This window comes from Aquibium microcysteis, assembly GCF_014495845.1.
Lineage (GTDB): Bacteria > Pseudomonadota > Alphaproteobacteria > Rhizobiales > Rhizobiaceae > Aquibium > Aquibium microcysteis.
Genome location: NZ_CP061080.1, coordinates 5,274,297 through 5,289,041, shown reverse-complemented (window position 1 = coordinate 5,289,041; position 14,745 = coordinate 5,274,297). Strand labels below are relative to the sequence as shown.

General features: G+C 69.4%; 17 protein-coding genes. 7 read left to right on the top strand and 10 right to left on the bottom strand.

What is annotated here, in order from left to right; all coding sequences use genetic code 11:
• Positions 1-216: 216 nt before the first annotated feature.
• The gene (locus tag IAI54_RS24945; protein ID WP_187969750.1) at positions 217-1,593 is read left to right on the top strand and encodes a cytochrome P450; all 1,377 of its coding nucleotides are present in this window, start codon (positions 217-219) and stop codon (positions 1,591-1,593) included.
• Positions 1,594-1,943: 350 nt separating this feature from the next.
• Here IAI54_RS24945 and IAI54_RS24940 read toward each other — a convergent pair whose 3' ends face one another.
• From IAI54_RS24940 to rph, 10 genes are all read right to left on the bottom strand, one after another.
• Entirely contained in the window at positions 1,944-3,554 is a 1,611-nt protein-coding gene (locus IAI54_RS24940) for a GMC family oxidoreductase (protein ID WP_187969749.1), read from the bottom strand.
• Positions 3,555-3,636: 82 nt separating this feature from the next.
• Positions 3,637-4,470: a cyclase family protein gene (locus tag IAI54_RS24935; RefSeq protein WP_187969748.1), complete on the bottom strand. Its 834-nt coding sequence runs from the start codon at positions 4,468-4,470 to the stop codon at positions 3,637-3,639.
• Between the two features lie 73 nt (positions 4,471-4,543).
• Positions 4,544-4,921: a YraN family protein gene (locus tag IAI54_RS24930; protein WP_187969747.1), complete on the bottom strand. Its 378-nt coding sequence runs from the start codon at positions 4,919-4,921 to the stop codon at positions 4,544-4,546.
• Positions 4,911-5,816 (bottom strand): 16S rRNA (cytidine(1402)-2'-O)-methyltransferase, encoded by a 906-nt coding sequence (gene rsmI, locus IAI54_RS24925; RefSeq protein ID WP_187969746.1) that lies wholly within the window; start codon positions 5,814-5,816, stop codon positions 4,911-4,913. The genes IAI54_RS24930 and rsmI overlap by 11 nt, the downstream gene beginning before the upstream one ends.
• Positions 5,813-6,238 carry a type II toxin-antitoxin system VapC family toxin gene (locus tag IAI54_RS24920; RefSeq protein ID WP_187969745.1) on the bottom strand — a complete coding sequence of 142 codons (426 nt, stop codon included), beginning with the start codon at positions 6,236-6,238 and terminating at the stop codon, positions 5,813-5,815. Before IAI54_RS24920 ends, rsmI begins: the two co-directional genes overlap by 4 nt.
• Entirely contained in the window at positions 6,235-6,504 is a 270-nt protein-coding gene (locus IAI54_RS24915) for a type II toxin-antitoxin system Phd/YefM family antitoxin (RefSeq protein ID WP_187969744.1), read from the bottom strand. Before IAI54_RS24915 ends, IAI54_RS24920 begins: the two co-directional genes overlap by 4 nt.
• 88 nt (positions 6,505-6,592) lie before the next feature.
• The gene (gene hemW / locus IAI54_RS24910) at positions 6,593-7,795 is read right to left on the bottom strand and encodes a radical SAM family heme chaperone HemW (protein WP_187969743.1); all 1,203 of its coding nucleotides are present in this window, start codon (positions 7,793-7,795) and stop codon (positions 6,593-6,595) included.
• Positions 7,792-8,439: an RdgB/HAM1 family non-canonical purine NTP pyrophosphatase gene (gene rdgB / locus IAI54_RS24905; protein ID WP_187969742.1), complete on the bottom strand. Its 648-nt coding sequence runs from the start codon at positions 8,437-8,439 to the stop codon at positions 7,792-7,794. The genes hemW and rdgB overlap by 4 nt, the downstream gene beginning before the upstream one ends.
• Entirely contained in the window at positions 8,436-8,849 is a 414-nt protein-coding gene (locus IAI54_RS24900) for a VOC family protein (RefSeq protein ID WP_187969741.1), read from the bottom strand. The genes rdgB and IAI54_RS24900 overlap by 4 nt, the downstream gene beginning before the upstream one ends.
• A gap of 36 nt (positions 8,850-8,885) precedes the next feature.
• Entirely contained in the window at positions 8,886-9,602 is a 717-nt protein-coding gene (rph, locus tag IAI54_RS24895) for a ribonuclease PH (RefSeq protein ID WP_187969740.1), read from the bottom strand.
• A 132-nt stretch (positions 9,603-9,734) separates the two neighbouring features.
• Between rph and hrcA the strand changes: the two genes are divergently transcribed.
• The 6 genes from hrcA (at position 9,735) to IAI54_RS24865 (ending at position 14,719) form a co-directional block, all read left to right on the top strand.
• Positions 9,735-10,805 (top strand): heat-inducible transcriptional repressor HrcA, encoded by a 1,071-nt coding sequence (gene hrcA, locus IAI54_RS24890; RefSeq protein WP_187969739.1) that lies wholly within the window; start codon positions 9,735-9,737, stop codon positions 10,803-10,805.
• An 85-nt stretch (positions 10,806-10,890) separates the two neighbouring features.
• Positions 10,891-11,541 carry a nucleotide exchange factor GrpE gene (gene grpE / locus IAI54_RS24885; RefSeq protein WP_187969738.1) on the top strand — a complete coding sequence of 217 codons (651 nt, stop codon included), beginning with the start codon at positions 10,891-10,893 and terminating at the stop codon, positions 11,539-11,541.
• 392 nt (positions 11,542-11,933) lie between these two features.
• On the top strand, positions 11,934-12,566 hold the full coding sequence (locus IAI54_RS24880) for a trimeric intracellular cation channel family protein (RefSeq protein ID WP_187969737.1): 633 nt from the start codon (positions 11,934-11,936) through the stop codon (positions 12,564-12,566).
• A 173-nt stretch (positions 12,567-12,739) separates the two neighbouring features.
• The gene (locus IAI54_RS24875) at positions 12,740-13,540 is read left to right on the top strand and encodes a delta-class carbonic anhydrase (RefSeq protein ID WP_187969736.1); all 801 of its coding nucleotides are present in this window, start codon (positions 12,740-12,742) and stop codon (positions 13,538-13,540) included.
• Positions 13,541-13,865: 325 nt separating this feature from the next.
• Positions 13,866-14,228 carry a thiol-disulfide oxidoreductase DCC family protein gene (locus IAI54_RS24870; RefSeq protein ID WP_187969735.1) on the top strand — a complete coding sequence of 121 codons (363 nt, stop codon included), beginning with the start codon at positions 13,866-13,868 and terminating at the stop codon, positions 14,226-14,228.
• Positions 14,225-14,719, top strand: coding sequence for a DUF427 domain-containing protein (locus IAI54_RS24865; RefSeq protein WP_187969734.1), 495 nt, complete (start codon positions 14,225-14,227; stop codon positions 14,717-14,719). The genes IAI54_RS24870 and IAI54_RS24865 overlap by 4 nt, the downstream gene beginning before the upstream one ends.
• The last annotated feature ends 26 nt before the right edge of the window (positions 14,720-14,745 follow it).

The window sequence follows — 14,745 nt, the reverse complement described above, 5'->3', positions numbered from 1 at the left end:
TGGGCCGATTTATCCACCTTTGCGCGGTCGCCGGGGCAGCAATCCGCTGCAATGGGGCCGCGCGGCTCCACCAGCGGGGTGCCCTTGCGGCCCGATGGCCGACTGCGGGGAACGGCGCCCGCGCATGCCGCGTTGCCGCACGCAGCCCCTGCCCCGCAAGCCGCCTGTGCGACGGGAGTCTTGAGCTGTATGATCGCGTCAACAGGACCACCGCCCATGGACGCCCAACCTGCCCCTTTCGTCCCGCCCGCCCCGAAGCCGCGCACACGGCCGCCCTCGGCACTGCAGATGCTGCGGATCGTCTATCGCAATCCGCTCGAACTGTGGGGCGAGCCATCCTACAACGAGCCATGGGTCTCGCTGAAGGGCGGCATCGGCGGGCCGCTGCTCGTTGCCAACGATCCGGGCCTCATCCGCCACGTGCTCGTCGACAACGTCCGCAACTACCGCATGGGCCGGGTACGGCAGAAGATCCTGCGGCCGATCCTGCGCGACGGGCTGCTGACGGCCGAGGGCGAGACCTGGAAGCGTTCCCGCAAGGCGATGGCGCCCGTCTTCACGCCGCGCCACATTCACGGCTTCGCGGAGCCGATGCTGAAGAGCGCGCAGGCGTTCGCGGATCGATATGCCGGGCACACCGGAGCGATCGATCTGGCGCACGACATGACGATGCTCACCTACGACATCCTCGCCGAAACGCTGTTCTCGGGCGAGATCGCCGGCGAGCCCGGAACCTTCGCACGGCAGGTCGATCATCTCTTCGAGACCATGGGACGGGTCGATCCGCTCGACCTCCTCGGCGCGCCGGACTGGCTGCCGCGCTTCACCCGCATCCGCGGACGCAAGACCATGGCCTTCTTCCGCAGGCTGGTCGACGACACGGCGCAGCTGCGGCGAGGGAAGCTGGCGCGCGATCCCGACGGCGCGCCGAACGACTTCCTGACGCTGCTCCTCAGGGCGGAGGGGCCGCAGGGACTTTCCGGCGACGAGATCGCCGACAACATCATCACCTTCATCGGTGCCGGCCACGAGACGACGGCGCGGGCGCTCGGCTGGACGCTCTACTGCCTGGCCGAAGCGCCCTGGGAACGCGTGAAGGTCGAGCAGGAGATCGATACGGTCCTGCCGGCAGAGCCCGACCCCGTGAAATGGCTCGACGCCATGCCGGTCACCCGCGCCGCTTTCGAGGAGGCGATGCGGCTCTATCCGCCGGCGGCTTCGATCAGCCGCGAGGCGATCGAGGACGACGCCTACGGCGACCTCGTCATTCAGAAGGGTACCCAGGTCCAGATCATGCCCTGGACGGTGCACCGCCATCGCAAGCTGTGGGACAATCCGGAAGCTTTCCTTCCGGCGCGGTTCCTGCCCGGCAACCGCGACCGGATCGACCGCTACCAGTACCTGCCCTTCGGCGCCGGGCCGCGCATCTGCATCGGCGCGAGCTTCGCCATGCAGGAGGCGGTCATCGCGCTCGGAACGCTGATGTCGCGCTTCCGCTTCGACACGCTGCCGACGACGAAACCCTGGCCGGTGCAGAAGCTCACGACGCAGCCGGGCGGCGGCCTGCCGATGACGGTGACGCCGCGCGGCTGAGCGCGGGCCGTCTGGAGATACGGGGACAGTTACCGAGTTCGGCCTCTCGGCGCCGCGATGAGGGTTACACCAGCGGTCTTTTCGATTGACCCACGGCGCTGCCCCTCATCCGCCTGCCGGCACCTTCTCCCCGCAAGCGGGGAGAAGGGGGCACGGCCGCGACATCGGCACCAGGTAGGCGACCTTTGCGACCGGCGAAGCCGTCGGTGACGGCGTCCTTCTCCCCGTGTTACGGGGAGAAGGTGCCGGCAGGCGGATGAGGGGCGGCGCGAAGGTCGAAGGTAAAGGCCAGTCGTATTGCAGGGCGACCGAATTCGGGAAACTGTCCCCGTACTTCCCGTTCGCCCGCGTCAGGCCGCCGTCCGGATCAGCTCCGCCGCCTTCTCCGCGATCATGATCGTCGGCGCATTGGTGTTGCCGCCGATCAGCGTCGGCATCACCGAGGCGTCGACCACGCGCAGGCCGTCGATGCCGCGCACGCGCAGCTGCGGATCGGTGACGGCCTCGTCGTCGACGCCCATCCGGCAGGTGCCGACCGGGTGGTAGATCGTGTCGGCGCGGGCGCGGATGTGCTGCATCAGTTCGGCGTCGGAGACCGGCCCGTCCAGGTAGAGCTCCTTGTGGCGGAACGGCGCCAATGGCTCGGCGGCGAGGATCGCGCGCATCAGCCGGGCGCCGTTCAGGAGCAGCTCGGCATCGCGCTCGTCCGACAGGAAGGCCGGATCGATACGCGGGGCCGACAGCGGGTCTGCGTCGAGGAGCCCGACGGTGCCGCGCGAGAAGGGCCTGAGCACGCAAACGTGGCTGGAGAAGCCGAAGCCGAGACGGATCTTGCGCGTGTGGTCGTCGACGATACCGGCGCAGAAATGCAGCTGCAGGTCGGGCCGGTCGAGATCGGGCCGCGACTTCACGAAGGCGCCCGCCTCGGCGATGGGCGAGGCGAGAGGACCCGAGCCGTCGCGGCGCCAGGCGCCGACCTGTCCGGCGAGTGCCAGGCCGCCGCGCAGCCCGATGCCGAAGAGATCGGTCCGGCGCGATTTCCACGTCAGCACGAAGTCGAGATGGTCCTGCAGGTTGCGGCCGACGCCCGGCAGCTCGTGCACGACCGGCAGGCCATGGCTCTTCAGCTCGTCGGCCGGGCCGATGCCGGAAAGAAGAAGCAGCTGCGGCGAACCGAAGGCGCCGGCCGAGACGATCACCTCGCGCGAAGCCTCCACGACGTGCTCCTCCCTGCCCCGCCGGTAGCGAAGGCCGGTCGCCCGCCGTCCGTCGAGGGCGATCTTCGTGACGTGCGCGCCGGTGATCACGGTCAGGTTCGGCCGGTCCATGACCGGATGGAGATAGGCGGCCGCCGCCGAACAGCGTTCGCCGCGATGCGGGCCGTCGAAGAACTGCGTGACCTGGTAGAGCCCGGCACCCTCCTGTTCGGGTCCATTGAAGTCGTCGTTGCGGCGGATCTGCAGGCGCCCGCAGGCTTCAACGAAGGCCTCGCTGACCGCGCGCGGGCTCGCCTGATCACGCACCTTCAGCGGCCCGTCGGCGCCATGGCGGTCGTCGGCGCCGCGGCTGTTGCCCTCGGATTTCCGGAAGAACGGAAGGACGTCGTTCCAGCTCCAGCCCTCGCAGCCGAGATTGGCCCACTCGTCATAGTCGGATGGATGGCCGCGCACGTAGAGCATGGCGTTGATGGCGCTCGATCCGCCGAGCGCCTTGCCGCGGGGCTGGTAGCCCCTGCGGCCGCCGAGCCCCGGCTGCGGCACGGTCTCGAAGCACCAGTTGTTGATCTTCGCCGGCCGTCCCGGCAGCATCGCCGCCACGCCGACGGGCACGCGCACCAGGAGGTCGCGCCCCTCGCCCCCGGCCTCGATCAGGCAGACGCTGACGGACGGGTCTTCGGACAGGCGCGCGGCGAGCGTCGAACCGGCCGATCCGCCGCCGGCGATCACATAGTCGAACGTCATCCTCGTTCCCCCCGCCGCGGCCTCCCTGCGGCAGGGAAAGACAAGCGCCCCGCGAGGCGCTTGTCCAGAGGGATCGTCGGCGTCAGGCCATGCCGAAGACGCGCGACGGCCCGCCCGTACCGCCACGCACCTTGGGCGCGCCGACGACGATCGTTCCGCCAGAAGCCGGCATGGATTCGAGGTTGGCGATGCACTCCAGGCCCCAGCGTCCGGACGGCAGCCAAGCGTAGTGCACCGCGAAGTCGGGCGACATGCCGAAGTCCAGCGAGAGCGTGTCGACGGCGATGCCCTTCACCCCGGAGGCGGACTCCATCAGCATCTGCGCGGCCTCGATGTGGAAGCCGGGGAAATGCATGGTCTTGCCGTCGGCGCCGACGTTGCGGAACTTCTCCGTCGCGACATGCTGGCCCCAGCCCGACAGCATGGCCACGCAGGCACCGGCCGGCAGGTCGCCGTTCGCCGCCGTCCAGGCCTTGATGTCGTCCGGCGTCACCTGCGCGTCAGCGTCGGCCGCCGCCTTTTCCCGGATGTCGATGACGACGAGCGGGCAGACCAGATCGACCACCGGGATCTCGGCCACCGACTTGCCGTCCGCCGAGAAATGCAGCGGCGCGTCGATGTGGGTGCCGGTGTGCTCGTTCACGCGCAGTTCGAAAAGATTGAACTTGTGCTGCGCATAGTTGAACTTCTGGTCGTAGAAGAGCTGCTGCTCGCCGAAGAAGGTCGGGAACATGTCGTAGAGTTCGTGGGTGAGGTCCTCGGCCCGGGTCGGCTTCGCCGCCTGGGCGAACAGCGGCTGCGGCGCAGCCGCGGCACCGATCGCCGCAGCGCCGGCGGCGACCGCCGCACCCCGGAACAGGTCACGCCGCGACAGCATGCTCTTCTTCACGCCGTCGATCACGCAATGATGGCACATCTCGAATACTCCGCAGGTTATTGATTAGCCGCATCAGGAGCAGCATGAGCCTGTGCGAAACTGTGCGCAAGGCTCAGCTTCGTCCCTGGAAGGCGTTCTCGACATGCACCGGCCAGCGCCGCGGCAGCACCGCGACGATGTCGAAGCGCAGAGACAGGCGGGCGTGGTCGCGCTGCTTCGAAAGCCAGAGGTCGGCCGCGCCTTCGATGCGGCGCTGCGCCTCGTGGCCGACGGCATCCATGGCCTGGACGAGCGTCGGCCGTGCCTTCACCTCGACGATGGCGACAAGATCGCCGCGCCGGGCGATCAGATCGATCTCGCCGAGCTTCGTGCGATGGCGCCGGGCGACGATGCGGTAGCCCTTGAGCATCAGGGCGAGCGCGGCCAGCCACTCGCCGCGGTGGCCCTTGCGATAGGCGCGGAAGCGCCGGTCGCGCGCTTCAGCCGGCACCGCCCTCCTCCTTCAGCTCCAGAAGCCGCCGGTAGAGCGCCTGCTTGGGCTGGCCAGTCATGCGGGCGGCTTCGCCCGCGGCCTTCGACGTCGGCATCTCGGCGGCGAGCGACAGGAGCAGCCGGTCGACGTCCTCCGGCGAGTCCTCCCCCGCTTCGCCGGGCGGCGCGACGCAGACGACGATCTCGCCCTTCGGCGTCGGCGCCGCCTCGTAATGGTCTGCCAGCGCGACGAGGCTGCCGCGCCGCATCTCCTCGAAGGTCTTGGTCAGTTCGCGGCCGACGGCGGCCTCGCGCTCGCCGCCCAGCACGTCGCGCATGGCGGCGAGGCTGTCGGCCACCCGGTTCGGCGATTCGTAGAAGATCAGCGTGCCCGGCACCGCCTTCACCGCCTCGAGCCGCGTGCGCCGCTGCCCGTCCTTCACCGGCAGGAAGCCCGCGAAGAAGAAGGCGTCGGACGGCAGGCCGCTCGCCGTCAGCGCCGCGAGCACCGCCGAGGCGCCGGGGATCGGCACGACGCGGTGGCCTGCGGCGATCGCCTCGCCGACCAGCCGGTAGCCGGGATCGGAGACCAGCGGCGTGCCGGCGTCGGAGATCAGCGCCACCGCCTTTCCATCGGCGAGATCGGCCAGCAGCCGCGGCCCCGCCGCCTGCGCATTGTGCTCGTGATAGGCGGTCAGCTTCTGGCGGATGCCGTAGCGATCCAGCAGCACGCGGCTGACGCGGGTGTCCTCGCAGGCGACGACGTCGACGGCCGCCAGCGTCTCCAGCGCCCGAAGCGTGACGTCGCCCAGATTGCCGATCGGCGTCGCCACGAGATAGAGCGCCGGCTCCAGCGGACGGGCGGGGATGGCGGTCTGGTGGACGAGGAAGGTGGGATGGCGCGGCTCTGTCACGGGGTTCCCCACGGGTTGACGACACGGTCCCCCAGAAAGGCGAAATCACGGATGTTTCTCGTCACGACCGTCAAACCGCGAACGAGCGCCGTCGCTGCCAGGAACCCGTCCATGACGCCGAGCCCACGGCCTTCGGAACGGCGGGCAACCATGATATCGGACCAGCGATCGGCCACCTCGGCGTCGACGGGAATGATCCGGCCCGCGAACCGGTCCCGCAGTTCCCCGTCGATCCAGGACATGAGCGAGTCGCGGCGACGTCCCGGCGCGAGAATCAACGCTCCGCGACGCAGTTCGGCGACCGTGATGACGCTTACGAAGCCGCGGTCCTCGTCCAGCTCGGCAAGCCATCGCATGACGTCGGGCGACGGCTGCGGCCGAGATGATTCCGACAGGACGTTGGTGTCCAGCAGATAGTTCAAAGGTCGAGTTCGCGAGGCGGTTCGTCCACGCGCTCGACGTCGAGATCGAGCCCCCGGAGCGGCGAGGCAAGAAGGAACTCGGCCAGGTTGCCCTTCCGGTCCGTCTTCCGCTTCCATTCTTCGGCCGAGACGATCACCACCGCGGGTCTGCCGTTCCGGGTGACCATCTGTGGAACGTCCTGCGCGCGATCCACGACTTCCGACAGGCGGGCCTTGGCATTGGCCAGCGTCCAGACGTCCAGATCCTTGTTCGCAGACTTGCTCACTCGATCGCCCACGGCTCCCGCACCGCCGGTACGCCGGCATGACCATACTGACTATAGTGACCATTCCGGGTGGCCGCAACGCTCCCCCTCACCGCGCCAGGTCCGCCACCACCGCGTCGAGCACGATCATGCCGGCGGGCGTCGCGCGCAGGCGGGAATTGCCGATCGGGGCGACGAGGCCCTCCTGCTGCAGGATCGCGATGCGGTCCTGCGGCAGCGGGCGGCCGGCGAGTTCGGCGTAGCGCACGAGGTCGAGGCCTTCGACGAGCCGGAGACCCATCAGCAGGAACTCGTCGGCCTCCTGGTCGCGCGTCAGTTCCTCGCCGTCGGCCACGCCGTGTCCCTGCTGCTCGACCAGCGCCAGCCAGCGCTCGGGATGGCGCTCGGCCATCGTGACGGTGCGCGTGCCCTCGGTGATGAAGCGGCCATGCGCGCCGGGACCGACGCCGACGTATTCGCCGTAGCGCCAGTAGGTCAGGTTGTGGCGGCTCTCCGCTCCCGGCCGGGCGTGGTTGGAAATCTCGTAGGCCGGCAGCCCGTGCGCCGCCGTCACCTCCTGCGTCAGCTGGTAGAGGTCGGCCGCGAGATCGGCATCCGGGATGGCGAACTTTTTGGCGGCATGCAGCGCGAAGAAGGGCGTGCCCTCCTCGATGGTCAGCTGGTAGAGCGACAGATGGTCGGCGGCATGGCCGATCGCCTGGCGCAGTTCGGCCTCCCAGCCCTCCGGAGTCTGGCCGGGACGGGCGTAGATCAGGTCGAAGGAGAGGCGCGGGAAGGTCGCGCGGGCAAGCTCGATCGCCTTCAGCGCTTCCTCGACATTGTGCAGCCGACCGAGGAACTTGAGGTCACGATCGTTCAGCGCCTGGACGCCGAGCGAGACGCGGTTGACGCCGGCCGCGCGATAGCCGCGAAAGCGCTCCGCCTCGACCGACGACGGATTGGCCTCCAGCGTCACCTCGATGCCGGCCGGCACCGTCCAGTTCGCTGCGATCGCGTCGAGGATGGTGCCGACCGTTCCGGGCTCCATCAGCGACGGCGTGCCGCCGCCGAGGAAGACGCTGGTGACCGTGCGCGGCCCGGACTGCGCGCGCATCGAGGCGAGTTCGGTCTCGAAGGCGCGGGCGAAGCGCACCTGGTCCGGCGGCTGGTGGCGGACATGCGAGTTGAAGTCGCAATAGGGGCACTTGGCCGCGCAGAAGGGCCAGTGCACGTAGATGCCGAAGCCGGGCGACCGGTCGTCCGCGAGCAACGTTCCGCCGTCCGGCGTGGCACGAAAGCCCAGCACCGTCATGCCGACCCCAGCTTCGCCCGGGCGAACTTCTGGAAGGCGCGGGCGCGGTGCGAGAGCGCCGTCTCCTGCCCGGGTTTCCAGCCATGCTTCTCTTCGGCCGTCATCTCGCCGAAGGTGATCTCGAAGCCGTGCGGCTGGAAAACGGGATCATAACCGAAGCCGTCGCTGCCGCGCGGCGGCCAGACCAGCGTCCCTTCCGCCTCGCCGCGGAAATATTCGGCCGTTCCGTCGGGCTCGCACAGGCACAGCACCGCCACGAAGCGGCCGGTCCGCTGCGCGGGCTCCATGGCGCCCTTCGCGGCCAGCAGCGACTGCGTCTTCTCCATCGCCATCATGAAGTCGCGCGTACCGTCGGGGCGGGTCGCCCAGTCGGCGGTGTAGACCCCCGGCGCGCCGTCCAGCGCGTCGACGCAGAGCCCGGAATCGTCCGACATCGCCGGCAGGCCGGTCGCCTTCGCCGCAGCGAAGGCCTTGAGGTAGGCGTTTTCCTCGAACGTCGTGCCAGTCTCCTCCGGCTCGGGCAGGCCGTAGTCCTTTGCCGATTTCGCCTCGATGCCGAAGGGCGCCATCAGATCCGCGAATTCGCGCAGCTTGCCGGCATTGTGGCTGGCGACGACGATCTTCCGCCCTGCGAGAGAATTCATGCGATGCCCCAGATGCGCGGTTCGGCGAATTCCAGCGAATTGCCGGACGGATCGCGGAAATAGATGGACCGGCCGCCCTGCGGCCATTCGAAATCGGCCTCGACGGCTATGCCGCGGGCCAGGAGATGCGCCTTCCAGCCGTCGATCTCGCCCGCCGAGGCAGAGAAGCAGAGGTGGCCCCGGCCGCGTGCGCCATGCGGCGGCACCGGCAGCCTGGCATCCGGCGCCGGCGGAATGACCGTCGCCTCCGGCTGGAAGAGCAGCAGGACGCCCGGGCCGCAACGAAAGAAGACATGACGCCCGTCCACCTTCGCGATCCGCTCCAGTCCCAGGACCTCGGCGTAGAAGGCCTCGGCCGCGTCGAGATCGGCCACGTAGAGCGCGGATTCGAGGATCGACGCTGGCGTCATGTCCGGTTTCCCGACTGTTCGCGGCCGCGGCCGGCCTCAGGCGACCGCCATCTTCTGCAGGTCGACGAGGCGCGCGATGCCTTTCCTGGCCAGTGCCATCAGCTCGGCGAACTGCGCCTCCGAGAAGGCGTCGCCCTCGGCCGTGCCCTGGATCTCGACGATGCCGCCCTTGCCGGTCATGACGAAGTTGGCGTCGGCGCCGGCGGACGAATCTTCGACATAGTCGAGGTCGATAACGCAGGTGCCGCCATGGATGCCGCAGGAGATCGCCGCGACGTGGTCCTTGAGCACCTTGCTCACCGTCAGCATCTTGCGCGCTTCCATCCAGGCCAGGCAGTCGTAGAGCGCGACGAAGCCGCCTGTGATGGAGGCCGTGCGCGTGCCGCCGTCGGCCTGGATCACGTCGCAGTCGACCGTGATCTGCACCTCGCCCAGCGCTTCCAGATCGACGACCGCGCGCAGCGAGCGGCCGATCAGCCGCTGGATCTCCAGGGTGCGGCCGCCCTGCTTGCCGGCGGAGGCTTCGCGGCGCATCCGGTCGCCGGTGGCGCGCGGCAGCATGCCGTATTCGGCCGTCACCCAGCCCTTGCCGCTGTTGCGCAGCCATGGCGGCACGCGCTCCTCGAGGCTTGCCGTGCAGAGCACGTGCGTGTCGCCGAACTTGACGAGGCAGGAGCCCTCGGCATGCTTGGAGACGCCGCGTTCGAAGCTGACGGCGCGCATCTCGTCTGGCTGGCGCTTGGAAGGACGCATCGGGGTTCCTCGGTCTCTGTAAAGGGCGGCTTTTAGCCCCTGCCGGGCAGCGACGCAAAGGGAAAGGAGCCGTGATCGGCGTTGTGTTCGTGCCGCTCCGGATTATATGGTTCTTTCCGGAGTTCCGCCCCCATGACGAAGCCGATCACCGACCCGACCCTTCAGTCCCTCGACGTCCGTTCCCGCGAGATCTTCAGGCTCATCGCCGATTCCTACATGCGCGACGGCGAGCCGGTGGGCTCGCGCAACCTCGCCCGCCTGCTACCCTCGTCGCTGTCGCCGGCCACGGTGCGCAACGTGATGAGCGACCTCGAGCATCTCGGCCTGATCTATTCGCCGCACGTGTCGGCCGGCCGGCTGCCGACGCAGAAGGGGCTGCGCTTCTTCGTGGACGCCTTCATGGAGATCGGCGACCTGTCGGAAGAGGAGCGCCGCAGCATCGACGCGCAGGTCAGGGCCTCGGGCCGCGGCGCCTCGCTGGAGCACATGCTGACCGAGGCGAGCACCATGCTGTCGGGCATGTCGCGCGGCGCGGGCGTCGTGCTCGCCGGCAAGACGGAGACGGCGCTGAAGCACATCGAGTTCATCCAGCTCGAGCCGGACAAGGCGCTGGCGGTTCTGGTGTCGCATTCGGGCGATGTCGAGAACCGCGTCATCGACCTGCCGGCCGGCGTCACGCTCTCGCAGCTGCACGAGGCCTCCAACTACCTGAACGCCCATATCCGCGGCCGGACGCTGGCCGAGGCGCGTGCCGAGATCGCCCGGCTGCGCGAGGAGACCCGCCAGGCACTCGACAGCCTGTCGCAGGACCTCGTCGAGAAGGGCCTCGCCGTCTGGGGCGGCACCGAGACCGGGACGCCGTCGCGCCTCATCGTGCGCGGCCGCGCCAACCTGCTCGAGAACGTCACCGCGCAGGCCGACATCGAGATGCTCAAGCACCTTTTCGAGGATCTCGAGACCAAGGAGGGCCTGATCCAGCTGCTCGAACTCGCCGAGCAGGGGCCGGGCGTGCGCATCTTCATCGGCTCCGAGAACAAGCTCTTTTCCCTGTCGGGCTCCTCTCTGGTCGTCGCCCCCTACCGCGACAAGGACGCACGCGTCATCGGCGCGCTCGGCGTCATCGGCCCGACGCGGCTCAACTATGCCCGCATCGTGCCGATGGTCGACTACACCGCCCAGATGATCTCGCGGATGCTTGGGTGAGTTGCCGGCCCCTTGATTTTTGCCCCCCGAGCCTCGATATCGGGCGCAACCCACCGACCGGAATTCGAGCATACGGGATCAAGCGATGAGCGACCATCCGAACCAGGAACGCGCCCCCGACATGGATGCGGCGAAGCCCGAGGCCGGCAGCCCGGCCACCGACGGCCAGCCGGCCGATGCGCAAGCCGGCGAAGCCGCCCAGGCAGCCGATTTCGAAGCCTTCATGCGGCTGGCGAAGGAAAACGAGGAGCTGAAGGACAAGGCGCTCAGGCTTGCCGCCGAGATGGAGAACCTGCGCCGCCGCACCGCCCGCGACGTTCACGACGCCCGCGCCTACGCGATCGCCAACTTCGCCCGCGACATGCTGACCGTCTCCGACAACCTCCAGCGCGCGCTGGCCGCCGTGCCCGCCGAGGCGAAGGAGAAGGGCGAAGCCGGATTCGCGGCGCTGCTCGAAGGCGTCGAGATGACCGAACGCGGCATGCTGTCGACGCTGGAACGCCACGGCGTGAAGAAGATCGAACCCGAGGGCGAGCGCTTCGACCCGAACTTCCACCAGGCGATGTTCGAGGTGCCGAACCCGGATCTGCCGGCCAACACCGTGGTCCAGGTCGTGCAGACCGGCTACGTCATCGGCGAACGCATGCTGCGCCCCGCCATGGTCGGCGTGTCGAAGGGTGGCCCCAAGGGCGCACCGGCCGCCGAAGCTGCTCCGGCGGAAGACGCGAAGGGCTGAGCGGGAGGCATCCCGGCGCTTTGCCCCTCGGCGGCCTGCTCGGCCGCCGGTGCCTTGCAAGCTCGCGCTCCACGACACCCCCCTCTGCCTGCCGGCATCTCCCCCTCAAGGGGGGAGATCGGCGGTTTCGTCCTGCAACGCAGGCAATGTGCGCGCGAAGCCCGCGGAGCGTGTGCTCCGCAAGTCTTCGACGTGGCAGGGAGAGCGGCGCCGCCGACGCTGCCGATCTCCCCCCGTGAGGGGGAGATGCCGGCAGGCAGAGGGGGGTGCCGCAGAGCGCGACCTTCAGACGGGCGGCGGGATCGACGCTGCAGACGATCCGATCCCCTCTCCGATCCCCCGTCTGGCGCAGCCGCCTCCATCCGCGCTAAGCCTGTCGCAGGAGGCCCGCCATGATCCCGATCCTCGCATTCGACTATGCCGGCGTGGCCGTGTTCGCCGCGACCGGCGCGCTGGCGGCCTCGCGCAAGGAGCTCGACATCATCGGCTTCGTCTTCATGGCCTGCGTGACGGGCACCGGCGGCGGCACGCTGCGCGACCTGATCCTCGGCGTGCCGGTGTTCTGGACCGTCAACCAGGACTACATCCTGGTCTGCGCGGCGGTCGCCGTCATCGTCTACTTCACCGCCCATCTGCTGGAGTCGCGCTACAAGCTGCTGCTCTGGCTCGACGCCGTCGGGCTCGCCGCCTACTGCGTCTTCGGCGCCTACAAGGGCCTGATCGTCACCGGCTCGGCCACCATCGCCATCGTCATGGGCGTGATGACCGCGACCTTCGGCGGCATCGTCCGCGACATCGCCGCACAGGAACCCTCGGTGCTGCTGCGCCCCGAAATCTACGTCACCGCCGCGCTCTCCGGCGCCGCCACCTTCACGCTGCTCGCCATCCTCGGCCTGACCATGCCGCTCGCCGCGGTCCTCGGGGCGCTGGCCGCCTTCGCGGTGCGCGGCGGCGCATTGTGGTTCGGCTGGACCTTCCCGCCCTACCGGAGCCGGCCGGGGCGGCGGCCGGAGGACATCGTCTGAAAGGCTGCGGCGGGATGCCGTCCTTCGTCTTCCGCAGCGATGCAAGTGGAAGACCGTCCCGCCCCGCGACTTCGCACAAATTCGCGTCAAATGTCGCAACCCTCATCATTCTTGTCTTAATTTGCCTCGGGCAAAGAATGTTTCGGGACAAGATTGTTCAAGGGGGTACCCGAATGTTCAACACTGCCACGGTGCGCGCTGCGGCCGCGCTCGCCACCTCGCTCGCCCTGATCTCGACCGCCACAGCGGGCGAAGTCTGTGCCGGTTACGGCCCGCAGGCCCCACGCGACATTTCAAGCCTTGCCGGGACCAATTCTCGCGTCTTCGCCGCCGCACCGGCGCCGGAGGCGATGAACCTCTGCAACATCCACACCCATGCCAATGCCGAGCACAAGGGGCCGGGCTTCTCGATCAGCGCCGGTGCCGGCGAGCATGGCGGCTTCCGCTGCAACGATGCGGACAGCCTGACGCCCGCCGAACGCGAGAAGCCCGAACATGTCGAGCACGGCTTCCACGGCGTGGAGCCCGGCGACACGATCGAGGTCCACTGGGTCTACAGCTCCTGCGACGTCGCGCCCGGCGAGGGCCTCGGCGCCTGCATGAGCGAGACCTGCACCAACCCGCAGCTGCGGGTGGAATCGCAGGTGTTCCTGCTGGTGAACGACGCGCGTGCGCTCGACTTCGCCGATTTCGCCGAAACCGTGCGCCAGGGCGACGGCCACCATCAGCCGAAGGCGCTGCCGCGCGGCACCGGCACGCCGGTCGTCTTCGCCGGCTCCACGACCGGCCCGAAATACACCGAGAGCGCCTGCTCGCCGCTCCAGGTGACCTGGAGCGTCCGCCCCGACTGCGCCCGCCTCGACATCGGCTCGCTGCATGCCTGGGCGGCAAAGGGCAACGTCTTCAAGGAAGAGCACGCCCACGGCGTGCGGCAGCTGGTCACGACCTCCGAACTGCTCGCCCCCATCCGCTGAGCAAGCCCCCGGAGCCGCGACCGCCAAGCGCTCGCGGCGCCGTTGCCCTGTCCGTCGGGCCCGGGGATGGCGGCGGCGCGACGCCGGCGTGACGGGCGCCATGACATCGACCATCGGCGGCCTCGTCCGCGCATCGCCGCGCATGAGGCCGCCGCGCTTCTTCGCTCCAGAACGCGTTTCACCGTCGTCCTCGGAGCACGCGCGGTTTCGGCTGGACGTTTCCGACGCCCGACCTCACCAGCCAGAAGGCGACCGCCGGCACGCTCCGCACCGTGCGACATCTTGAGGCCGTGACGTTGGCGAGGCGTGCCCCATATCCCGGGTCATGGCCACGCTCACCATCTGGTTCGACGGTTCCTGCCCGCTCTGCACGCGCGAGATCATGCTGATGAAGCGCCTCGACCGCCGCGGCGCCATCGACTTCATCGACGTCGCGGCATCCAGCGTCGCGGACTGCCCCATCGACCGCGCCGAACTGCTCGCCCGGTTTCACGCCCGGGAGAACGGCGTGCTCGTGTCGGGCGCCGGCGCCTTCGCAGCCATGTGGCGGGCAATCCCGCTTCTGCGCCCCCTCGGCGTGCTGGCCCGCATCCCGCTCGTGCTGGCCGTGCTGGAGCGCTGCTACGTGGCCTTCCTGCGCGTCCGGCCGCGGCTGCAGCGCCTCGCCCGCCGGTCGGCGCCGGCATGATGCGCCGCGGCGATCCGGTCGGGCCCGGCCAGGAAAGCGTGTGGTCCTATCCGCGCCCGGCCATCGCCGAGCCGAGCCCCTGCCACATCGTCATCGAACATGGCGGGCGACGGATCGCCGAGACCCGGTCGGCCGTGCGGACGCTCGAGACCAGCCACCCGCCATCCTGGTACATCCCGCCGGCCGACATCGCGCCGGGCGTGCTGCGCAGGGCGGCGGGAACCTCGCTCTGCGAATGGAAAGGCACTGCCGTCTACTGGGACGTCCTAGTGGGAGACACCGTGCTGCCCCGGGTCGGCTGGAGCTACCCCAACCCGACGCCGGCCTTCGCGCTCCTGCGCGACCACGTCGCCTTCTATGCCGGGCCCTTCGACCGGTGCACGGTGGACGGCGAAACCGTGACGCCCCAGCCCGGCCGCTTCTACGGCGGATGGATCACCAGCCGGGTCGTCGGCCCGTTCAAGGGCGGGCCGGGGACGATGGGATGGTAGGCCGCAGGCAGGAGAAGCGGCCTCCG